The 20005-nt window shown below is 69.0% G+C and carries 21 protein-coding genes; 11 read left to right on the top strand and 10 right to left on the bottom strand.

What is annotated here, in order from left to right; genetic code table 11:
• Positions 1 to 10 precede the first annotated feature (10 nt).
• Genes J2X58_RS09250 through J2X58_RS09230 form a run of 5 tightly spaced genes read left to right on the top strand, consistent with a single transcriptional unit; the run spans position 11 to position 5496 of the window.
• On the top strand, positions 11 to 1345 hold the full coding sequence (locus J2X58_RS09250) for a sigma-54 dependent transcriptional regulator (RefSeq protein WP_090176609.1): 1335 nt from the start codon (positions 11 to 13) through the stop codon (positions 1343 to 1345).
• 13 nt (positions 1346 to 1358) lie between these two features.
• The gene (locus tag J2X58_RS09245) at positions 1359 to 2750 is read left to right on the top strand and encodes an ATP-binding protein (protein ID WP_090052208.1); all 1392 of its coding nucleotides are present in this window, start codon (positions 1359 to 1361) and stop codon (positions 2748 to 2750) included.
• A gap of 50 nt (positions 2751 to 2800) precedes the next feature.
• Complete coding sequence (locus tag J2X58_RS09240; RefSeq protein ID WP_090052210.1) at positions 2801 to 3763, top strand: SPFH domain-containing protein; 963 nt, start codon at positions 2801 to 2803, stop codon at positions 3761 to 3763.
• Positions 3764 to 3782: 19 nt separating this feature from the next.
• Positions 3783 to 4220, top strand: a complete 438-nt coding sequence (locus J2X58_RS09235) for an NfeD family protein (RefSeq protein WP_255364485.1) — start codon at positions 3783 to 3785, stop codon at positions 4218 to 4220.
• A complete protein-coding gene (locus J2X58_RS09230) occupies positions 4213 to 5496 on the top strand; it encodes a threonine/serine exporter family protein (RefSeq protein ID WP_310047737.1) in 1284 nt (427 codons plus the stop codon). The genes J2X58_RS09235 and J2X58_RS09230 overlap by 8 nt, the downstream gene beginning before the upstream one ends.
• A 136-nt stretch (positions 5497 to 5632) precedes the next feature.
• Here the strand turns inward: J2X58_RS09230 and J2X58_RS09225 are convergent, their stop codons facing one another.
• From J2X58_RS09225 to J2X58_RS09210, 4 genes are all read right to left on the bottom strand, one after another.
• Positions 5633 to 6013: a tautomerase family protein gene (locus J2X58_RS09225; protein WP_090052214.1), complete on the bottom strand. Its 381-nt coding sequence runs from the start codon at positions 6011 to 6013 to the stop codon at positions 5633 to 5635.
• Positions 6014 to 6052: 39 nt separating this feature from the next.
• On the bottom strand, positions 6053 to 6376 hold the full coding sequence (locus tag J2X58_RS09220) for an H-NS histone family protein (protein WP_090052216.1): 324 nt from the start codon (positions 6374 to 6376) through the stop codon (positions 6053 to 6055).
• Between the two features lie 354 nt (positions 6377 to 6730).
• The gene (locus tag J2X58_RS09215; RefSeq protein ID WP_310047735.1) at positions 6731 to 8428 is read right to left on the bottom strand and encodes a proline--tRNA ligase; all 1698 of its coding nucleotides are present in this window, start codon (positions 8426 to 8428) and stop codon (positions 6731 to 6733) included.
• Positions 8429 to 8496: 68 nt separating this feature from the next.
• A complete protein-coding gene (locus tag J2X58_RS09210; RefSeq protein WP_310047732.1) occupies positions 8497 to 8922 on the bottom strand; it encodes a DUF4124 domain-containing protein in 426 nt (141 codons plus the stop codon).
• A 156-nt stretch (positions 8923 to 9078) separates the two neighbouring features.
• On the opposite strand from J2X58_RS09210, the gene pssA reads away from it, so the two are divergent.
• Genes pssA through rimI form a run of 3 tightly spaced genes read left to right on the top strand, consistent with a single transcriptional unit; the run spans position 9079 to position 10808 of the window.
• The gene (gene pssA, locus J2X58_RS09205; RefSeq protein WP_090052225.1) at positions 9079 to 9864 is read left to right on the top strand and encodes a CDP-diacylglycerol--serine O-phosphatidyltransferase; all 786 of its coding nucleotides are present in this window, start codon (positions 9079 to 9081) and stop codon (positions 9862 to 9864) included.
• A 4-nt stretch (positions 9865 to 9868) separates the two neighbouring features.
• Entirely contained in the window at positions 9869 to 10330 is a 462-nt protein-coding gene (locus J2X58_RS09200) for a hypothetical protein (RefSeq protein WP_310047731.1), read from the top strand.
• A gap of 4 nt (positions 10331 to 10334) precedes the next feature.
• Positions 10335 to 10808 (top strand): ribosomal protein S18-alanine N-acetyltransferase, encoded by a 474-nt coding sequence (gene rimI / locus J2X58_RS09195; protein ID WP_090052228.1) that lies wholly within the window; start codon positions 10335 to 10337, stop codon positions 10806 to 10808.
• Between the two features lie 15 nt (positions 10809 to 10823).
• On the opposite strand, the gene J2X58_RS09190 is transcribed toward rimI, so the two are convergent.
• Positions 10824 to 13307: an FtsX-like permease family protein gene (locus J2X58_RS09190; RefSeq protein WP_310047730.1), complete on the bottom strand. Its 2484-nt coding sequence runs from the start codon at positions 13305 to 13307 to the stop codon at positions 10824 to 10826.
• Positions 13304 to 13990 carry an ATP-binding cassette domain-containing protein gene (locus J2X58_RS09185; RefSeq protein ID WP_310047727.1) on the bottom strand — a complete coding sequence of 229 codons (687 nt, stop codon included), beginning with the start codon at positions 13988 to 13990 and terminating at the stop codon, positions 13304 to 13306. The genes J2X58_RS09190 and J2X58_RS09185 overlap by 4 nt, the downstream gene beginning before the upstream one ends.
• On the opposite strand from J2X58_RS09185, the gene J2X58_RS09180 reads away from it, so the two are divergent.
• The 3 genes from J2X58_RS09180 (at position 13989) to J2X58_RS09170 (ending at position 16470) form a co-directional block, all read left to right on the top strand.
• Positions 13989 to 14603 (top strand): arylesterase, encoded by a 615-nt coding sequence (locus tag J2X58_RS09180; protein ID WP_310047726.1) that lies wholly within the window; start codon positions 13989 to 13991, stop codon positions 14601 to 14603. The genes J2X58_RS09185 and J2X58_RS09180 overlap by 2 nt on opposite strands.
• A gap of 119 nt (positions 14604 to 14722) precedes the next feature.
• The gene (locus tag J2X58_RS09175; protein ID WP_036111366.1) at positions 14723 to 15451 is read left to right on the top strand and encodes a response regulator transcription factor; all 729 of its coding nucleotides are present in this window, start codon (positions 14723 to 14725) and stop codon (positions 15449 to 15451) included.
• 26 nt (positions 15452 to 15477) lie between these two features.
• Positions 15478 to 16470, top strand: a complete 993-nt coding sequence (locus J2X58_RS09170) for a HAMP domain-containing sensor histidine kinase (RefSeq protein WP_090176583.1) — start codon at positions 15478 to 15480, stop codon at positions 16468 to 16470.
• 13 nt (positions 16471 to 16483) lie between these two features.
• Here the strand turns inward: J2X58_RS09170 and J2X58_RS09165 are convergent, their stop codons facing one another.
• The 4 genes from J2X58_RS09165 to J2X58_RS09150 are packed head-to-tail and all read right to left on the bottom strand — an operon-like array spanning position 16484 to position 19981.
• Entirely contained in the window at positions 16484 to 16945 is a 462-nt protein-coding gene (locus J2X58_RS09165) for a hypothetical protein (RefSeq protein ID WP_310047723.1), read from the bottom strand.
• Positions 16945 to 18123: a sialidase family protein gene (locus J2X58_RS09160; RefSeq protein WP_310047722.1), complete on the bottom strand. Its 1179-nt coding sequence runs from the start codon at positions 18121 to 18123 to the stop codon at positions 16945 to 16947. The genes J2X58_RS09165 and J2X58_RS09160 overlap by 1 nt, the downstream gene beginning before the upstream one ends.
• 2 nt (positions 18124 to 18125) lie before the next feature.
• On the bottom strand, positions 18126 to 18704 hold the full coding sequence (locus J2X58_RS09155) for a response regulator transcription factor (protein ID WP_090052240.1): 579 nt from the start codon (positions 18702 to 18704) through the stop codon (positions 18126 to 18128).
• Positions 18701 to 19981, bottom strand: coding sequence for an ATP-binding protein (locus tag J2X58_RS09150; protein WP_254778989.1), 1281 nt, complete (start codon positions 19979 to 19981; stop codon positions 18701 to 18703). Before J2X58_RS09150 ends, J2X58_RS09155 begins: the two co-directional genes overlap by 4 nt.
• Positions 19982 to 20005: the final 24 nt, after the last annotated feature.

Raw genomic sequence — 20005 nt, 5'->3', positions numbered from 1 at the left:
AAGGGACAAGATGCGCTGCGTACTGATCATCGACGACAACCCCGCCGTGGGCGAGGCGCTCTCGCTCGCGCTGAGCCTGCGCGACATCCGCGCGCTCGTCGCGCTGACGCCGGACGACGGCCTGGCCACGCTCGCTCGCGAGCGCGTCGACGTCGTCATCCAGGACATGAACTTCACCGCCGATACGACGTCGGGTGAAGAGGGCATCGCGCTGTTCAAGCAGATCCGGTCGCGCTACACCGATCTGCCCGTGATCCTGCTCACGGCCTGGACGCATCTCGAGGCGGCCGTGGAACTCGTCAAGGCGGGCGCGGCGGATTACCTCGCCAAACCGTGGGACGACACCAAGCTGCTGGCGACGGTCGAGAACCTGCTCGAACTCTCGGAATCCACGCGCGAGGTCACGCGCGCGCGCGTGGAACGGCGCCGCCGTCGCGAGGCGCTGGAAAGCCGCTACGACCTCGACGGCCTCGTTTTCGCCTCGGAAGCCATGAGCCGGACGGTCGAGCTGGCCTGCCAGGTCGCCCGCTCGGACGTGCCCGTGCTGATCACGGGGCCGAACGGCGCGGGCAAGGAACGCATCGCCGCGATCGTCCACGCCAATTCCGCGGTCCGTCGCGGTCCGTTCGTCGCCGTGAACTGCGGCGCGCTGCCGGGGGAACTGATCGAGGCCGAATTGTTCGGCGCCGACGCGGGTGCGTACACGGGCGCGAACAAGGCGCGCGAGGGTCGCTTCGAAATGGCCGACGGCGGCACCCTGTTCCTCGACGAGATCGGCAACCTGCCGTTGCCCGGGCAGATGAAGCTGCTGCGCGTGCTGGAAACGGGGCAGTTCGAACGTCTCGGCTCGGGTCGCACGCGCCATGCCAAGGTCCGCGTGGTCAGCGCCACCAACGCGGACCTGAAGGCGATGATCGCCGCGGGCACCTTCCGCGAAGACCTCTACTACCGCCTCAACGTCATCGACGTGAATCTGCCGCCGCTTTCCGAACGCGTGGACGACGTCCTTCCGCTCGCCGAGTTCTTCCTCGATGGCCGTGCCACGCTCAGCGAGGACGCGCGCGAAGCGCTGCTGGCGCACGCGTGGCCCGGCAACGTGCGCGAACTGAAGAACGCCATCGCGCGCGCCGCGCTGCTGGCCGCCGACGGCCGCATCGAGCCGGTGCACCTGAACCTGCCGCCGCCGGCGCCGGTGGCGACCCGCAACCTCGACGAGCCCAGCCGCGAATCGGTCGAGGCCGCGCTGGCGTCGGCGGGCGGCGTGGTGAGTCGCGCCGCGAGCAACCTCGGCCTCTCCCGACAGGCGCTTTACCGGCGCATGGAGCGTTACGGGCTGGCCGTTTGACCAGGGCGCCGGGATGAAGACCCTCTCGCTGGAAGGCAAGATGACGCTGGTCGTCGCCGGCTCGGCCATCGTCGGCGCGCTGGTCTTCGCCGGCGTCTCCATCTGGCCCTTCCCGCAGGTGCTCGCCTGGATCCGCGAAGTGCCGGAGAAGGCGGGCAGGGCGCCCGCGATCCACGTGGTGGAATCGTTCGACGGCCGCACCGCGCTGGTCATCTGCCTGCTGGTGCTGCTGCCGCTTTCCGCATGGGTCGCGCATGCGCTCGTGGAACCGCTGCGCCGCCTGATGCGCGCGCTGGAGAGCGCGGTGGCGAGCTATCGCGACGGCGACTTCAGCATGTCGATCGGCACCTCGCGTGGCGACGAACTCGGCGACCTGATCCGCATGCACAACACGCTGGGCCAGACGCTGCGCGACCAGCGGCAGCACCTGGCGCAGCGTGAGTTGCTGCTCGATACAGTGGTGCAGAACACGCCGGTCGCCCTGATCCTCACGGACGCGGCGGGCAAGGTGACCTACGCCAACATCGCCGCGCGCCATCTGTTCAACGAGGGAAGGGCGCTCGCGGGCCTCGATTTCGGGACGGTGCTGGAATCCATGCCCGAAAGCCTGCGCGAGGCGGCGAAGGGAGGAGAGGACGCCCTTTTCTCCGTGGAGATGGAGGGCAGCGAAGAAACCTTCCATCTGTCGCAGCGGGGGTTCCGGCTGCAGGGACGCCCGCACCGGCTGCAGCTCTACCGGCGCATGACGCGCGAGCTCTCGCGGCAGGAAGTCCACACGTGGAAGCGCGTCATCCGCGTCATCAGCCACGAGCTCAACAACTCGCTGGCGCCGATTTCGTCGCTGTCGCATTCGGGGGCCGAGCTCGCACGGCGCGGCGACCTCGCCCGATTGCCCGGCGTGTTCGCCTCGATCGGCGACCGCGCGAAGCACCTGCACAGCTTCATCGCCGGCTACGCCAGCTTCGCCAAGCTGCCGACCCCGCAGGCGCGCGAGGTGCCTTGGGGGCCGTTCCTCGACGGCCTGGCGCTGCACGCGTCGTTCCGGCTCGTGGCGGCGGCGCCCGACCAACCGGGCTGGTTCGATCCGACCCAGGTCGAACAGGTGCTGATCAACCTGATCAAGAACGCGCACGAGGCCGGCGGCGACGCGAACGAGGTCACGCTCGCGGTGCACCATGTCGGCCGCGAGATGCTGGTGGAGGTCGCCGATCGTGGTCCCGGGATGAGCGAAACGGTCCTCGCGCAGGCGCTGCTGCCGTTCTACTCGACCAAGCGGTCCGGGACGGGCCTCGGTCTGGCCCTGGCACGCGAAATTTCTGAGGCGCATGGCGGCCGCATCGCGCTGGCCAATCGCGACGGCGGCGGCCTCCGCGTGACGCTGGTGCTGCCCACGCAATCGCCTTGAGGCGCTTCCCCTATACTCCCGGAACACATCGGGAGAGGGAGAAACGGGCCATGGGAAGTCTTGTCGCGCTGGTCGTCGTGGCGGTGGTCGTGATCGTGCTGGCGAAGCTGATCCGCATCGTGCCGCAGGGCTACGAGTGGACGGTCGAGATGTTCGGCAAGTACACCGGCACCCTGACACCCGGTCTGCATTTCCTGATTCCGTTCGTCTACGCGATCGGGCGCAAGATGAACATGATGGAGCAGGTGCTCGACGTTCCCTCGCAGGACGTCATCACCAAGGACAACGCGGTGGTGCGCGTCGACGGCGTGGTGTTCTACCAGGTGCTCGACGCGGCGAAGGCGGCTTACGAGGTGTCGAACCTCGAAACCGCGGCGCTCGCGCTCATCATGACCAACATCCGCACGGTGCTCGGCTCCATGGATCTCGACGAGAGCCTCAGCCAGCGCGACGCGATCAACGCCAAGCTGCTCAGCGTGGTGGACGACGCGACGCATCCCTGGGGCGTCAAGGTCACCCGCATCGAGATCAAGGACATCTCCCCGCCGCGCGACCTCGTCGACGCCATGGCGCGCCAGATGAAGGCCGAGCGCGAGAAGCGCGCCAACATCCTCGATGCCGAGGGCTTCCGCCAGGCGGCGATCCTCAAGGCCGACGGCGAGAAGCAGTCGGCCATCCTCGAGGCCGAAGGCAAGAAGGAAGCCGCGTTCCGTGAAGCCGAGGCGCGCGAACGCCTCGCCGAGGCCGAAGCGAAAGCCACCACGATGGTTTCGCAGGCGATCGCCGGAGGCGACGTCAACGCGCTGAACTACTTCGTGGCGAACAACTACGTCGAGGCGCTGAAGGAAATGGCGAAGTCGCCCAACCAGAAGACGTTGCTGCTTCCGATGGAAACCACGGGCATCCTCGGCTCGCTCGCCGGCATCGCGGAACTGGCGAAGGATTCGCTGGCGGCGCAGGGCCGGCCTCCGGCCGACGCCGCGCCCAACCGCACGCCGCCCCTGCCGCGCTGACGCCATGGAAAACGTCGCCATGCACTACGTCTGGTGGATCGTCGCGCTGCTGCTGATCGGCGGCGAGGTGGTGCTGCCGGGCTACTTCATGCTCTGGATCGGCATCGCGGCCGCCGCCATGGGCATCGTCCTGCTCGCCGTGCCCGACATGGGCGCTCTGGCGCAGGCCATCGTGTTCGGTGTCTTCGCGTTCGTCTCGTGTTTCGCCTACTGGAAGCTGGTGCGCCCGCGCATCGAGCGCATTCCGCACGGCAACGAGCGCCTGAACCGCCGCGGTGAGCAGCTGGTCGGCCAGCGATTCGTTCTTTGCGAGGCGATCGTGAACGGGCGCGGCAAGGCGAAGGTCGGCGACGGCATGTGGCTCGTCGCGGGGCCCGACCTGCCGCTCGGCGCGCCGGTGGAAGTCATCGGCATCGACGGCACGACCCTGCGCGTGAAGGCGGTGGACGTTGGCTGAAGCCGTGCCGCTGGCGGTACCGGTGAGTTTCGCCACGACGGCGATCAACACCCGCATCGCCTTCCTTACCGAACTCGCCCGCCGGCTGCATCAGTACGGCACGACCGCACCCCGTCTCGAGACGGCCGTCTCGCGCTCGGCGCAACGGCTGGGCCTGTCCGCCGAGGTATGGTCCAGTCCCACGGCCATCATCGTGTCGTTCGCGGATCTGGGACAGGGCGAGGAGAGCGTCGCCCAGGTCACGCAGGTGATGCGCCTGCCCCCCGGTGACGTGAACCTGGGGCGCCTGTGCGAGGCCGACCGGATCGCGGACGCCGTCATCGACGGCAAGATGGAGTTGCGCGAAGGCTTTCATCTGCTGCGCAAACTGGGGGCACCCGAAACCTTCCGCGCGGAACTCGGCGTCATCGCCAGCTACGGGCTTTGCGCCGCCGCCGTCGTGGCGTTGTTGCTGCACAGCTCCTGGCCCGACCTCATCACCGCCGGCGTGATCGGCGTGATCATCGGACTCATCACCGTGGCCTCGGGCAGCCGGCCGCGCCTGGCGGCGGCGAGCGAGGCGATCAGCGCGATGGTCGCGACCGTCATCACCATCGTCGTCAGCGCCTATCTGGTGCCGCTGGCCGTGAAGTCCGTGATCCTCGGTAGCCTGATCGTGCTCATGCCCGGCATGGCGCTGACGACCGCCGTTCGCGAGATATCGAGCCAGCACCTCGTTTCCGGCGTCGCCCGCATGGGCGGTGCCATGGCGACCCTGCTCAAGCTCACGTTCGGTACCGTGGCCGCGAGCCAGCTGTGTGAGGCATTCGGCATCGAACCGCGCAACTACGCGCTGCCGCCGCTGCCGGGCTGGGCCGACTGGCCCATCCTGTTGCTGGGCGCGTTCTCGTTCGCGATTCTGTTCCGGGCCGCGCGCCGCGACTGGCCCGTCGTGATGGCCTCGGTGATCCTCGGTTATCTCGCCACCACGTGGGGCGGAAGCATCTCCGGTTCACTGCCCGGCGCACCCTTCGGCGTCTTCGTGGGTGGCGTGCTGCTGGGCTCGCTGAGCAACGTGTACGCCCGTTACGCGCAGCAACCGGGCGCGGTGGTTCGCGAGCCGGGGATCATCCTCCTGGTACCCGGATCGGTCAGTTTCCGCAGCGTGTCGTACCTGCTGGATCGCGACGCCTCGCTGGGTGTCGACACGGGTCTTCTCGGTGTGACGCTGCTGGTCTCGCTGGTCGCGGGGCTGTTGTTCGGCGACCTGCTGGTGGCGCCACGGCGGTCGTTGTAACCGCGACCGCGCCATTTGTAGGAGCGCACCCGGGCGCGACATCTTCTCGCCCCGATTCCCAAGGTGGCGCGCCAGCTCGGGGGCTCGGCCTCAAAAGATGTCGCGCGCAGGGCGCGCTCCTACCAGAGCACGCCGCTCAGCTGGCGTATTGCGCCACGCCGTTGCCGAACGACCAGTTCTCCTTCTTCACCTCGACGAGGCTGACGAAGACATCGCCGGGCTTCACCCCCGGCGATCGGCCGAGGTTCTCGGCGATCGCCTTGTACAGGGCCTTCTTCTGCTCGACAGTGCGCGTGTCGTTGAACGTGATCTGCACCAGAACGATGTCGTCGGTGCGTTCGATGCCGAGGTAATGGGCGTCGTAGACGAGGCCTTCCGTGTCGTGTTCGGCGATGACCTGGAAACGATCGTCGGCGGGCACGCCGATGCTGACGAGGGCATCGTGCACGGCGCGGCCAAGGGCGGTGCGGTAGGCGGCATCCTTGCCGCGACGCAGATCGATCCGGACGAGAGGCATGAGTGGCTCCCTATGAATGCCGCGGTGCGGTGATGGGGATCAGACCAGGAGGTCTTTTTCCTTCTTGCCGGCCTTGAGCGCATCGTTGAACCAGCGGGGGCGCTTGCCGCGGCCGGACCAGGTCTGCGAGGCGTCGGCGGGGTTGCGGTACTTGGCGGCGACGGTGGCGCCGGCGCGCTTCGACTTCGGGGCGCGGGCGCCGAACACGTCGTCGAACGTGAAGCCCTCGGCCTTGATCAGCGCGTTGATTTTCTCGCGCAGCCGGCCGACCTTTTCCTTACGCAGTTCGGTCTGACGGGTCTGGGCCTTGGCGATCAGCTCTTCGAGCTGGTTATGGTTGAGATTCTTGATATCGACGGCCATTGGCATCTCCTATTGCGTGGATTTGATCAGCGTCGACCCGGCGAATTACGGGTCGCGTAGTGCGCGATTAATGCGGACACACTGAATTGTGACCTAATCCGCGAAATAATGTCATCCATTATCGAGACCTCTGCATGTTTCCGACGTTAGTATCGGAAACGCCCTACAGTCCGGTCTTTACGCGTGCCTTTCCGAAATGGCGCCGACCATTCCCTAGATGGATCATTCGCATGGGATTCGGCCGCGTATCGAGACGGGCTTAGGGCGGTCATCGCATTGGATGTTTCGCATTAATCGAATTAACCCGCGTGCATGAAAAGCACGCGGGCATAATCCATCGGACGTGCGGTTGGCTCATGCCAGGATGGCGAAGAGCTCCTCGCGCGACACGTTGCGCGCTTCGCTGTCGGTGCGCGCTCGGTATTCGAACGTGCCGGCCTCCAGGCCTCGACCGCTGACGACCACGCGGTGCGGGATGCCGATCAATTCCATGTCCGCGAACATCGGGCCCGGGCGCAGGCCACGGTCGTCGAGCACCGCATCGATGCCTTCCTGCGCGAGCGCCTGGTAAAGCGACTCGGCGGCCTCGGCGACCACCGGGTCGTTCTTCGGATTGATGACGCATACCGCGACGCGCCAGGGCGCCATCGCATCGGTCCAGATCATGCCGGCATCGTCGTGGCGTTGCTCGATGGCCGCGGCGACGATCCGGCTGACGCCGACGCCGTAGCAACCCATGAACATGGTCCGCATCTTGCCCTGGTCGTCGAGAACGCCGGCACCCATCGCCTCGGCGTATTTCTGCCCGAGCTGGAAGATATGGCCGACCTCGATGCCGCGGCCGAGGCGGATGGTGCCCCTGCCGTCCGGGGACGGGTCGCCCTCGACGACCTTGCGGATGTCGGCGACGCGGTTGACGCGCGCGTCGCGCTGCCAGTTCGCGCCGGTGTAATGGGTGCCGTCCGCGTTGCCGCCACAGACGAAGTCCGCGAGCACGGCCGCGCTGCGATCGACGATCACGGGGATGGAATCGGGCAGGCCCACGGGACCGATGAAGCCCGGTCGCGTGCCGGTCGCGGCGAGGATCTCGGCCTCGCTCGCGAGCTCGGAGTCGTCCGGCAGCTCGGGCAGGTGCGCCGCCTTCACTTCGTTGATTTCATGGTCGCCGCGCACGCAAAGGGCGACGAGGCCCTCCCGGCCGCGCACGAGGATCGTCTTGACGACCTGCGACGCCGGCACGCCGAGGAACGCGGTGACTTCCTCGATCGTCCGCTGCTTCGGCGTGTCCACGCGCGTCAGCGGGGCGGACGGGGCAGGGCGCTCGACAGCGGGCGCGACCGCTTCCGCCAGTTCGATGTTGGCGGCGTAGGCCGACTCGTCCGAGAAGGCGAGGGCGTCCTCGCCGGCATCGGCCAGCACCTGGAATTCATGGCTCGCGCTGCCGCCGATCGCACCGGTGTCGGCGTCCACCGCGCGGAACGCGAGACCCAGCCGGGTGAAGATGCGGGAGTACGCGTCGTACATCACCTGGTAGGTCTCGGCGAGCGATTCCTGCGTCAGGTGGAACGAGTAGGCGTCCTTCATCAGGAATTCGCGCGCGCGCATCACGCCGAAGCGCGGGCGGATCTCGTCACGGAACTTGGTCTGGATCTGGAAGACGTTGAGCGGAAGCTGCTTGTAGCTCTTCAGCTCGTTGCGCGCGAAGTCGGTCACGACTTCCTCGTGGGTGGGGCCGTAGCAGAAATCCTGTTCCTTGCGATCCTTCATCTTGAGCAGCTGGCCGCCGAACTTCTCCCAGCGGCCCGTCTCCTCCCACAGTTCGCGCGGCTGCACCGACGGCATCAGCATTTCCACCGCGCCCGCGCGGACCATTTCCTCGCGGACGACCTGCTCGACCTTGCGCAGCACGCGCAGGCCCAGCGGCGTCCAGGTGTACAGGCCGGAGGCGAGCTTGCGGATCATGCCCGCGCGCAGCATCAGCTGGTGGCTGGCGATTTCCGCGTCGGCGGGGACTTCCTTGACGGTGGCGAGGTGGAACTGGCTGAGGCGCATCGGCGAGCGGTCCGGACGGTAAAGCCGGGATTATAGGCGTTTACGCCGCGCAGCCGCCGCTCGCTGCGTCACGACTTGCAGTAAAGCGTCATCTGCGCCTGCGTGGTCTCGATCTGCCGCTTGCGAGCGGCGTCGTCGAGGGGGGCCTGGCCCCCCTTCCCGTCATCGACCGACACGACCCGCTCGTTCGCCAGGATGTCGGTATTTTTCCGCAGCTGGTCGCAGAGCTTCTTGCGGTTCGCCGCGGTGTCCTCGGTCGAGGCCGGGTTCGCGGAGGCCTTGCCGTCGTCCGCGGGCCTGGAGTTCGCGGTGGAAGGCGGCGGCGCGGGCGCTTCCACGGTGCCGGTCGTCTTGATCTTCTCGTAGCGGACGCTGCCCGGCGGCGGCGCGTCCGCGTAGTGCGTCACACCCTGCGCATCCTTCCATTTATAGGCCTGGCCGAAGGCGAGCGGGCAGACCGATACGAGAATCGCAAGGGCGACGCAACGACGCATGGGGGCCTTCCGGCAACGATGGTAGAGGTGGGCGACACAAGTATCACCGGCCCGTCGGGCGCGCAAGCGACGGGATCGCGATGCCCGCCCGGCGGCGCCGCACTGACGCTTCACGGCGCCTGGGATACACTGTCGGCCCACGTCACGGAATGGCCCATGAGCGATCCGATCCAGGCCCAGGGGCCGCGTCATCGCGGCATCTACCTGCTGCCGAACCTCTTCACGACGGGCGCGATGTTCGCCGGTTTCTACGCGATCGTGTCCGCGATCGGCGGGCATTACGCGGTGGCGGCGCTGGCCGTTTTCGTCGCCGGCATCCTCGACGGCATGGACGGACGGGTCGCCCGCCTGACCAACTCGCAGAGCGAATTCGGCGTTCAGTACGATTCGCTCTCGGATCTGGTCAGCTTCGGCCTCGCCCCGGCGCTGGTCATGTACACGTGGGCCCTGTCGTCGCTGGCGGCGTATGGCCCGGTCTGGGGCAAGATCGGCTGGGCCGCGGCCTTCATATACGCCGTGTGCGCGGCATTGCGCCTCGCCCGCTTCAATACCCAGGTCGGGGTCGCCGACAAGCGTTACTTCCAGGGCCTGGCCAGCCCGGCCGCGGCCGGGCTGTGCATGTCGTTCGTCTGGACGATGGAGAAGTTCGACATCGCCGGCCCGTCGGTCGCGTTCGTCGCCATGCCCCTGGCGGTCATCGCCGGTCTGCTGATGGTCAGCAACGTGCGCTATTACAGCTTCAAGGCATGGCCGAAGGGCGACCGGGTGCCCTTCATCTGGCTCATCGCGGCGGTGCTGATCGTCGTGCTCCTGCTGGTCGACACCGCCCGGGTGCTGTTCGCCGTGGCGGTGATCTACACGATCTCCGGTCCGATCATGACGCTGTGGGGGCGCGCCACGCGCCGTCGCCGGGCACGTCGTCACGCCAGGGCGCCGGAGTAACGCCGTGGTCGCCGGGCCGGAACGTCGGGATCGTCTGCTCAGGGTGATGGGGGTCACGCCCTGGCGCCTGCGCGGCGCACCGGCCATGCCGGAGATGCCCGTCGACGCCGCCAACGATGCACCGCGTGGTCGCGTCGACTGCGTCGTCGTGCTGCCCGCGAACGCCACCGAGCGCGAACTGGATCTCGTCGGACGTGCCCTGCGCGGTCGAGGCCCCGTTCTCGGGCGCGCCCCGCGCATGCACGTCGACGCGCAGGGCCTTACGGGTGTGCCGGTGGCGCGGTCGTACCTCGTCTTCGGCGAGGCGCAGGCACGGGCGCTGGGTCACGAGCTTCCGGCGGCGGTCATGAGCGAAGCCCAGATCGTTCTCGTCGATCCGCCGGCGGCGATCGTCGCGGACGCCGCGGCGAAGCGACGGCTGTGGAACGGTCTGCGCGCGCTCGGACGCACGCTTCGCGGAGCCTGAGTCGATGGTCGCCGTGGCCCGCCCCTCGACGGAAGTCCGCGCCATGCGCCGCGAGGACCTCGACGCCGTCGTCGCCATCGAACACGCGTCCTACGACTTCCCGTGGAGCGCCGGCATTTTTCGCGACTGCCTGCAGGCCGGGCACAACTGCTGGGTGCTGGTGCACGACGGCGAGATCGCCGGCTACGGCATCCTTTCCGTCGCGGCGGGGGAGGCCCACGTGCTCAACGTCTGCATCGCCGATACGCATCGCGGGCTCGGCTACGGCCGGCGCATGATGCGCCGGCTGATCGATCTCGCCCGCTGGTACGGCGCGGAGCGCATCTTCCTCGAGGTGCGACCGTCGAATCCGGTGGCGAAAGCCCTGTACGACTCCCTCGGATTCACCCAGATCGGCAGACGCCCCTCGTACTACCCGGCGAAGGGCGGTCGCGAGGACGCGATCGTGATGTCGCTGGAGATGGTGGCGCCGGACTGAGCCACCCTCCTGGCATCATCCTTCCCGCAGCAGGGCCATCGGCGACGTGCGCAGCACCTTTCGCGTGCCGAGCAGCCCGATGATCATCACGATGAAAGCGGCGATCGCGGCCGCGGCGACGAGCGGCCATACCGGCGGCACGAAGTCCTCGATGCGGAACACCGCGTTGCCCAGCCACAGACCCGCGCCCAGCGCGCCGAACGCCGCCGTGAGGCCGGCGACGAGCCCGAGCAGCGCGAACTCGCACGCCGCGGCGGCGCGCAGTTGCGCGCGCGTCGCGCCGAGCGTGCGGAGCAGGGCGGCCTCCTTGCGACGCTCCTGCGCGCTCGCCGCGAGCGCGGCCGTCAGCACCAGCGCCCCGGCGAGCAGGCTGAATCCGAGCACCCAGCGCACGGCGCCGCCGACGCGGTCGACGATCTCGCGCACGCGATCGAGCAGCGCGTCGACATCGATGAGGCTGAGGTTGCCGAAGTCGCGCGACACCTTCGCGAGCGCGTCGCCGTGGCCGCGCGGAAGGTAGAAGCTGGTCAGCCACGTGTGCGGCAGTTCGCTCGCATGGGCCGGGTCGAGCAGCAGGAAGAAGTTCACGCGGAACGAACTCCAGTCGACCTTGCGCACGCTGGTGACGCGCGCGTCGAGCGTGCCTTCGCCGACTTCGAAGCTCAGCGTGTCGCCGAGCTTCAGCTGGTAGCGATCGCGCCACGACGTATCCACGGAGACCTCCGCCTGCGCTGGGGTCGCGCCGGCCCACTGGCCCGCGACGACTTCGTTGGAGGGCGGCAGTTCGGCGCTCCACGACAGGCGCAGCTGACGATCGGCGGAATCCCTGGCCTCGTCGTTGGCGAAGGCGATGCGGTCGATCGGCTGGCCGTTGATCGCCGTGAGCTTGCCGACGGCCAGCGGCATCATGTTCGTGCGGCTCGCGCCGAGGGCGCCCAGCGCCTGCGTGAACGCGTCGCGCTGGTCGTCCTGCAGGTTCAGCGCGAACCAGTTCGGCGTGTCGACGGGAAGCTCGCGGCGCCAGCCCTCGAGCAGCGATGGCGCGATGACCGCCAGGAGCAGGAGCGCGCACAGACCCAGCGAAAGCGCCGTGGCCTGGACCAGCGACAGGCCGCGGCGTCGCGCGAGCGCCGCGAGGCCCAGCCGCAACGCCGGGTGCGCGCCGGGCGCGACGCGTCGCGCGATCACGAGCAGCAGCGCGGACAGCAACGCCGCGACGACCGCGACCCCGGCGAGGCTGGCGGCGAGGATGCCGGCAAGCTTCGCGGAATCGCTCTGCACCCAGAGCAGACCGATCGCGGTCACCAGCGGCACGAGGTACAGGGCGTCGAAGCGGCGCACGCGCCGCTGCATCGATTCGCGAAAGACGGCGACGGGTGGCACTTCCGCCAGCCGCACGAGCGGCGGCAGCGCGAAGCCGGCGAGCACGGCGAGGCCCATCGCCGCCGCCGCGAAGGCGGGGCCCAGAGGGAGGCTGGTCGGGATGTTGTCGAACAGCTGGCTGGCGAAATACCACGCGCCCTGGGCGAGGGCCAGCGCGATCGCCATGCCGAGCGCGGCGGCGGGCAGCGCCAGCGCGGCCAGCGTGGTCACCAGGAGAGCGGCGACGCGCCGCCGCGGCGTGCCGAGCGCGCGCAGCAGCGCGACCTCGCCGGCCTTGCGCCGCGCGTAACGTGCCGACGCGAGGGCGATCGCCACGCCTGCGAGCAGCGCCGACAGCAACGCGGTGAGGCGCAGGAAGCTGCTCGCGCGGTCGAATGCCGTGCGCATGCGTTCCTGCATCTTCTCCGGGGTGATGAGCTCGGCACCCTGCGGAAGGGACTCCCGTTCGGCGCTGGCGCGCCACGCGGCGACCGCGCCCGGCGCGCCGGAGACGAGCAGGCGGTGCCGCGCGCGGCTGCCGATGGACAGCAGGCCGGCGTCGCTGGCGTCGTCGAGGTTCATCAGGGCGCGCGGCGCGAGCGCGAAGAGCTCGCCGCCGTCCGGCTGGCGCAGCAGTTCGGCGGCGACGGTGAGGTCGCGTCCACCGACCTGGATCGTCTGCCCCGCGCGGATCCCGAGGCCGACCATGGCACGATGGTCGAGGAACACTTCGCCGCGACCGGGTCCGTGCGCGACGCGGTCGCGGCCGTCGGCACCGCGGACTTCCAGCGTGCCGCGCAGCGGATACGCGCGGTCGGTGGCGAGCACGTCGAGGAGCTGGCTGCGGTCGCCGACGAAGGCGACGCTGCGGAACGAGGCGCCGCGGGTGACCGCGAGGCCATCCGCCTGCGCGGAACGCGACATGGGTTCGGGGAGCGCCGCCGGTGCCGAGACGCCGAGGTCGCCGCCGATGAGTTCGGCCGCGCTGGCGAGGATGCCGCGCTCGATGCGCGTGGAGAGGGTCGCGACGACGCCCAGGGCGATAACCGCGAGCACGAGCGAGGCGGCGAGCGTGCGCAGCTCGACCAGGTGCCACTCGCGGCGCAGCGTGCGCAGGGCGAGGCGCAGCACGTTCATGCGGCGACCCCGAGCCGGCCTTCGTGCAGTTCCGCCGAGCGCGCGCAGCGGGCCGCGAGGCGCGGGTCGTGCGTCACGAGGATCAACGTCGTGGCGTGCTGCCGGTTCATGTCGAAGAGCAGGTCGCCGATGTGCTCGCCGGTGTGCTGGTCGAGGTTGCCGGTCGGCTCGTCGGCGAAGAGGATGCGCGGACGGTGCACGAAGGCGCGGGCGAGGGCCACCCGCTGCTGTTCGCCGCCGGAGAGCTGGGCCGGGTAGTGCCGGCGCCGCGCGGCCAGGCCCACCGCGTCGAGTGCGGCGTGGGCTCGTTCGCGCGCCAAGTCGTCGCCTTCGAGTTCGAGGGGGAGCATCACGTTCTCCTCGGCCGTGAGGGCCGGGAGCAGATGGAACGACTGGAACACGAAGCCCACGAGGCGCCGGCGGATCGCGGCCCGGGCTTCCTCGTCCATCGCCTCCAGCGCCTGGCCGTCGAGCCGGATCCCACCCGTCGTGGGAACGTCGAGGCCCGCCAGCAGTCCCAGCAACGTGGTCTTGCCCGAACCGGAAGCGCCGACGATGGCGAAGCTTTCCCCCTCCGCGACGCGCAGGTTCACGCCCGAGAGGATGTCGAGCCTGCCCTCCGGGCCGAAAACCGACTTGCTAACATCCGTCACTTCGAGAAGAACCCGGGAAGAATCGCTCATGCGCCGTTGCCTTGTCCTGTTGCTGTTGTTCGTCGGATGCACCATCGCCCAGGCGGCTGAAACGCCGCGCAAGGTGCTGGTGCTCGGGGACTCGTTGTCGGCGGCGCACAACATCCCGGTGGAGGCCGGCTGGGTGCGTCTGCTGGACGCGCGCACTTCGAAGATGGCGACGCCGTGGACGATGGTCAATGCCAGCATCAGCGGCGAGACGTCCCTGAGCGGCCGCAACCGCCTTCCGGGCCTGCTGCAGAAGCAGCGCCCGGGCGTCACGATCATCGAACTGGGCGCCAACGACGGGCTGCAGGGACTGCCGCTGGCCCAGCTCGCGCAGAATCTCGACACCATGATCGGCGCCGCCAAGGCGGCCGGGTCGAAGGTGCTCCTGCTGGGGATCGAGCTGCCCGTGAACTACGGTCCGCAGTACCGCGACGGCCTGCGCAAGGTATACGCCGACGCCGCGCGCAAGCACGATGTCGCGCTGGTGCCGTTCCTGCTCGACGGCGTGGCGTTGGACGCCGCGCTGATGCAGGATGACGGCCTGCATCCGAAGGCCGCGGGCGAACCCCGGGTGGCGGAGAATGTGTGGAAAGCGCTTAGCCCGATGCTGCGTTAGTCGACGCCGCCTGCACGTTTCCCTACCCACAATGAATTCTCGTTTTCGGTCTTCACGCTGTTCTCACCGGTCCGGCCGTTAACTCTTCACATTTGTGAATCAGCGAAAGGAGTGGAGCGATGAGCAACCGCGACGAACAGGCAGGCCTGATCCTTCTGGTCGAGGACAACCGCCAGATCGCCGAGATGGTCGGTGAATTCCTGGAGCGCCGGGGCTATTCGGTCGACTACGCCGCCGATGGCGTGAGCGGCCTGCACCTGGCCGTGTCCAACAGCTATGACGTGATCGTGCTCGACCTGATGTTGCCCGGCATGGACGGCCTGGACGTCTGCCGCAAGCTGCGCAAGGACGGCAAGAAGTCCACCCCGGTGCTCATGCTCACCGCGCGCGACACACTGGAAGACAAGCTCGTGGGCCTCGAGGCCGGCGCCGACGACTACCTCGTCAAGCCGTTCGAAGTCCGTGAGCTCGAAGCGCGCCTGCGTGCGCTGATCCGTCGCGATCGCCGCCAGGTCTCGTCCGAGGTGCTCAACGTCGGCGACATGACGCTGGACACCGCCACCCTGCGCCTCACCCGTGGCGGCCAGGAACTCACGGTGTCGCCGATCGGCCTCAAGCTGCTCGCGATCCTCATGCGCGAATCGCCGCGCGTGGTCAGCCGCCGGGACATCGAGCGCGAGATCTGGGGCGACACGCTGCCCGATTCGGATACCCTCCGCTCGCATCTCTACAACCTGCGCCGCGTGATCGACAAGCCGTTCGATCGTCCGCTGCTGCACACGATCCACTCCGCGGGATACCGCCTGGCCGACCTCGACTCCGAAGTCGCCGCGTCGCAGACGGCATGACGCGGGAGCAAGGCCGGAACTGATCGATGGAAGGCAGGGCACCGAAGGAAAAACGGCGACGGCGCGGCTCGTTTCGCGCACGCGTGGCCGTCGTGTTCGTCTTGCAGACGGCGGTGATGATCATCGCCTCGCTGATGGCGGCCAACAACGTGGCCCCCGTCGGCGCGGTGATCGCGATCATCCTGTGCTCGGGCGGGCTGGCCTGGCTCGCCGTGTCGCGGGAGTGGATTCCCGTGGCGGCGCTTGCCCGCCTGCTCGATGGCTGGGATCCCGATCGCCCGAACATGGAAGGGCTCGACCGCGAGGGCGACAAGCGCGCGGACGGCGACATCGGCAGCCTGATCCGGGGCCTGCACGGACTGGCGACCCGAATCGAGGGTTACGGCGAACGGGAGCGAAACTTCACCCGCGATGCCAGCCACGAACTGCGCAGTCCGCTCACGGTCATCAAGATGTCGTCGGACATGCTCGCCGACGAAGCGGAACTCTCCGAGTTCGGCCACCGCTCGCTGGAGCGCATCCGTCGTTCCACGCGGGAACTGGAAGCCCTCGTCGAGGCGTTCCTGATCCTCTCGCGCGAGTCGGATCAGGGGCTGGCCGAGGAGGATTTCGTGGTGAACGCCGTGCTCCGCCAGGAGGTGGATTACGCGCGGGAGCTCATCGCCGGGCGCCCCGTGGAGCTGGTCCTCGACGAGCCGGCCAGTTTCGCGCTGCATGCGTCGCCGCGCGTTTTCGCGGTGCTCTGCGGGCAGCTGATCCGCCACGCGCTGCAGCAGACCGACCAGGGCACGATCGTCGTGACGGTCATGCCGGGCAGCGTCAGCGTGATCAATCCCGCGCTCGACGCGCCGGAGGAAGGCAGCCGCCGCCATGCGGCGGTCGACCGGCACGGCTTCGACCTCGCCATCGCACGTCGTCTCTCGGATCGCTTCCAGTGGCCGCTGGAACTGCGTGCGCTGCCGGGCGCCAGCCGTATCGCCAGCGTGCGCTTCCCGCATCCGCAGCCCGTGGAAGCCTGAGCGTACCCCGCCGTCAGCGGATCAGTCGATCGATCCGCGCGGCGTCGAGCAGACCGCTGGCCGCGTCGCGCGTCCCGTCGGCGCGGATCACCAGCGTGCGCGGCGTCTCGCCGCCCCATGATGGATCGAGCAGGAAGTTGATGCGGTCGGGCGTCGCGTCGGCGTAGGCGCGCGTGGGCAGGCTATCGAGCTTCGCCGTCTTCAGTCGCGCTTCGAGCGCCGCGGCCTGGCTGACGGGGTCCGTGGCGACGATCACGAGCTCGATCCCGGGATGCGATGCGCGGAACCTCGCGAGCGCGTCCAGATTGGCTTCGCAGTACGCGCAGTCGAGGGCCCACAGCGCGATCACGCGCGTCCCTTGCGCCGGTGGCTTCAGCAGGGTGGGAACATCCTTGGGCTGCAACGCCGTCGGCGGCACCGCGAAGGCGGGCGCCGCGAGCACGAGCGCGGCGAACGCAGCAAGCAGCCGCCGCATCACAGCGCCTCCGTCGGCACCAGACGGAACCGGCCGTCGGGGTTCCATGCGACGAACGCGCGATCCTTCCAGACGACCAGCTTCGGCCAGCCGGACGAGCCGTCGGCATGCGCGACGGCGCGCGGCTCGCTGAAGTGCTCGCCGCCGTCGGTGGATTCGCGCAGCGTAAGGTCGAGGCCGTTCGCGGTCATCTGGTGCCAGGCGATCCACACATGCGCGCCGCTGACCGCGACGTCCGCATGCGAGGCGCCGTTGCCGGCCACCGCGACGAGGTGCTTCGGGTCGGCGCCCGGCGCGAGTTGCCCGTACCAGATGGTGGGCTTGCCGTCGGCCGCGCTGAACCACACCGCGTGTCGCGTGCCGCGTCCGTCGATCGCCAGCGAGGGGCCGTGATGCGGGCAACCTTCGATGTGCCACCGCGTGAACGTCGCGCGCTTCACGTTCGGTGCGCCACCGTCCGTCGGCAGCGTCGCGAAGGCGTGGTCGCGGATGTTGTCGCCGTAGATGGCACGGAAGAACGCGTCGACGTGGCCATCGGGCGTCCGCGCGAGCGCGATGCGGCAGCATTCGCAGCTCTGGTCGACGATCTTGCGTTCGGGCGCGAACGTGGCGCCGCGATCGGCCGACCAGCTGTAATAGGTGGCGGCGCCGAGGTAGGGCGCCTTCTTCGCGGTCGCCGCCACGAGGTCGCGCTTGTCGATCCAGGCGACGATCACGTTGCCCTGGGCGTCGACGGCCAGCGAGTCGAAACGATGCGTGATTTCCGCGGTGTCCGTGTGCACCGTCTTCGGCGGGTCGAAATGCGCACCGCCGTCGAGCGATCGCGAGAAGCGCACGAAGCCCGTCCATGGCAGCTTGCGCGGCTGCGACCACGTCACATAGAGCTCGCCTGCCGGGCCCAACGCGACCTTCGGCCGGTTCTCGCCCTCGGCGTAAACGGGCTCGCCGGTCGGGTTGACGATGGTCGACAGAGCGAAAGTGCGGCCCATGTCGTCGGAACGACGCACGCGCACGTGCTCGCCCACGGTATCGACGACCCAGAGGTGTCCCGCGTCGTCGAGTGCCGCGTCGAATCCGAGCGGCGCCTCGTGGCCCATCGCCATGCCGGCCATGGCGTCGTGCGCCTGCCCGGCGGCGGTACAGGCGAGAAGGAAGGCGAGGGCGAGGATGCGGCGCATGTTCAGTGCTCGTCGGGGCGTTCGCGGACGGGGTGCTTGCTGAGCTTCCGCTGCAGCGTGCGGCGGTGCATGCCAAGGCGGCGTGCAGTTTCCGAAATGTTGCCCTCGCACTCGGTGAGCACGCGCTGGATGTGTTCCCATTCCAGGCGGCGCAGCGGTAGGGGTGCATCGGGCGCGTCGACCAGGTCGTCGAGGTCCGGGCCGGAGTCGCCGTCGAGCAGCGCGCGCACCACCGCGTCGGCGTCGACGGGCTTGGCGAGGTAATCGTGGGCGCCACGCTTGATCGCCTCGACGGCGGTCGCGATCGAGGCGTAGCCGGTCAGCAGCAGCACGCGCATGTCGGGCACGAGCGACTGCAGCTCGGGGATCAGGCGCAGGCCGTTCTCGTCGCCGAGCTTCAGGTCGAGCACGCAGAAGCGCGGCTGGTGCCGGCGGGTCAGCGCGCGCGCGTCGTCCGCGTTGTCGCAGGAGATCACCTCGAAGCCGCGCGAGGTGAGGGCACGCCCCAGCACGCGCGCGAAGGTGGCGTCGTCGTCGACGATCAGCAGCGGGCGGCCGGTGGGTGGAACGAGATCGTTCATGCGTGGTCTCCGATGACCGAAAGAGGCAGGCGCAGGCGCATCTGCGCGCCATGGCCCGTGTTGCTGGCCGCCAGTTCGCCGTCGAGGCGTTCCGCGGTGGCCTCGGCGAGCGCGAGCCCGATGCCGAGTCCGGTGTCCTTCTGCGACAGGCCGAGCGTGCCCAGGTCGTCGAACTCGTCGAAACCGGGACCCTCGTCGGTCACCGTCAGCTCCAGCCACGAGCCCACGATGCCGATGCGCAGCGACACCGCCGTGCTGTCGTTCATCGCGGAGGCGTCGGCCGCGTTGTTGAGCAGGTTGATCAGCGCGTGGCGCAGCCCGGGTGGCGAGCGCAGCGCGATGCGCCCCGCGCCGGGTTCGAGCCGGACGTCCACGTCGGCTTCCGGTCGCAGCAACTGGAAGCGTTCGAGGCAGACGTGCACGAATTCGTCGAGCGTGATGCGTTCCGGCACCTGCGAGAGCTGCGCCTGCCCGAAGGCGACCATCTCGCGCAGGATCGTGCGGCACCGCTCCACCTGGCCGTCGAGGAGGTCGAGGTCCTCGCCCAGCAGGTTGTCGGTCGCGTGCTCGCGCCGGATTTCGGGAAGCAGCGTGCGCATCGTCGACAGCGGCGTGTTCAGTTCGTGCGCCGCCCCGGCGGCCTGCGTGGCGATGGCGAGGATGCCCTCGTCGCGCAGCGCGCGTTCGCGGATGCGCTGCACCTCGCCCTGCTGGACGCGGATCGCCTTGGCGAGGTTGCTGATGAACACGCCCAGCAGGATCGCCATGATCACGAAGTTCACGCCCATACCCGCGACGTACAGATCGAAATCCAGGCTCTTGTTGCCAAGGGTCGGCAGGGGCAGGTGGTAGGGCACCAGCAGCACGTAGGCGACGCCGGTGAGGATCGCCACCAGCGACACGCCCGCGATCGAGAGCGCGGCAGCCGAGAGCGCGATGGGCACCAGAAGGAGCGTGACGAACGGATTCGACGCGCCGCCGGTGAAATAGAGCAGGTACCCCAGCACGAGCGTGTCGGCCGCGATGTGCACCACGGCCTCGACCTCCGTCACCTTCCACGGCATGCCGAGGCGGAAGGAGGCCGCGGCGGCGAAGACCGCGAGCACGCAGACGCCGATCATCAGGGGCAGCAGCGGCACGTCGAGCTTCAGCAGCGTGACGCAGGAGAGGATGGCGACGCTCTGCCCGGCGATCGCGCACAGACGCAGCCAGGCGAGGGTTCGTGCGAGCACGAACGGGCCGGAGCGGGACGATGGCGTATGCAGGGTGTCACTCACGGCGTTCTCTTCAAGGCGAAAGGG

It is taken from the genome of Luteibacter sp. 3190, from assembly GCF_031456385.1.
Classification (GTDB): domain Bacteria; phylum Pseudomonadota; class Gammaproteobacteria; order Xanthomonadales; family Rhodanobacteraceae; genus Luteibacter.
Note: the sequence above shows the minus strand (reverse complement) of the source record. Positions and strands in the feature narration are given on the sequence as shown.

Bases quoted from the DNA above. Each gene is read 5' to 3' on its own strand.
- J2X58_RS09250 (WP_090176609.1), top strand. From the start codon at position 11: ATGCGCTGCGTACTGATCATCGACGACAACCCCGCCGTGGGCGAGGCG.
- J2X58_RS09245 (WP_090052208.1), top strand. From the start codon at position 1,359: ATGAAGACCCTCTCGCTGGAAGGCAAGATGACGCTGGTCGTCGCCGGC.
- J2X58_RS09240 (WP_090052210.1), top strand. From the start codon at position 2,801: ATGGGAAGTCTTGTCGCGCTGGTCGTCGTGGCGGTGGTCGTGATCGTG.
- J2X58_RS09235 (WP_255364485.1), top strand. From the start codon at position 3,783: ATGCACTACGTCTGGTGGATCGTCGCGCTGCTGCTGATCGGCGGCGAG.
- J2X58_RS09225 (WP_090052214.1), bottom strand. From the start codon at position 6,013: ATGCCTCTCGTCCGGATCGATCTGCGTCGCGGCAAGGATGCCGCCTAC.
- J2X58_RS09220 (WP_090052216.1), bottom strand. From the start codon at position 6,376: ATGGCCGTCGATATCAAGAATCTCAACCATAACCAGCTCGAAGAGCTG.
- J2X58_RS09215 (WP_310047735.1), bottom strand. From the start codon at position 8,428: ATGCGCCTCAGCCAGTTCCACCTCGCCACCGTCAAGGAAGTCCCCGCC.
- J2X58_RS09210 (WP_310047732.1), bottom strand. From the start codon at position 8,922: ATGCGTCGTTGCGTCGCCCTTGCGATTCTCGTATCGGTCTGCCCGCTC.
- pssA (WP_090052225.1), top strand. From the start codon at position 9,079: ATGAGCGATCCGATCCAGGCCCAGGGGCCGCGTCATCGCGGCATCTAC.
- rimI (WP_090052228.1), top strand. From the start codon at position 10,335: ATGGTCGCCGTGGCCCGCCCCTCGACGGAAGTCCGCGCCATGCGCCGC.
- J2X58_RS09190 (WP_310047730.1), bottom strand. From the start codon at position 13,307: ATGAACGTGCTGCGCCTCGCCCTGCGCACGCTGCGCCGCGAGTGGCAC.
- J2X58_RS09180 (WP_310047726.1), top strand. From the start codon at position 13,989: ATGCGCCGTTGCCTTGTCCTGTTGCTGTTGTTCGTCGGATGCACCATC.
- J2X58_RS09185 (WP_310047727.1), bottom strand. From the start codon at position 13,990: ATGAGCGATTCTTCCCGGGTTCTTCTCGAAGTGACGGATGTTAGCAAG.
- J2X58_RS09175 (WP_036111366.1), top strand. From the start codon at position 14,723: ATGAGCAACCGCGACGAACAGGCAGGCCTGATCCTTCTGGTCGAGGAC.
- J2X58_RS09170 (WP_090176583.1), top strand. From the start codon at position 15,478: ATGGAAGGCAGGGCACCGAAGGAAAAACGGCGACGGCGCGGCTCGTTT.
- J2X58_RS09165 (WP_310047723.1), bottom strand. From the start codon at position 16,945: ATGCGGCGGCTGCTTGCTGCGTTCGCCGCGCTCGTGCTCGCGGCGCCC.
- J2X58_RS09160 (WP_310047722.1), bottom strand. From the start codon at position 18,123: ATGCGCCGCATCCTCGCCCTCGCCTTCCTTCTCGCCTGTACCGCCGCC.
- J2X58_RS09155 (WP_090052240.1), bottom strand. From the start codon at position 18,704: ATGAACGATCTCGTTCCACCCACCGGCCGCCCGCTGCTGATCGTCGAC.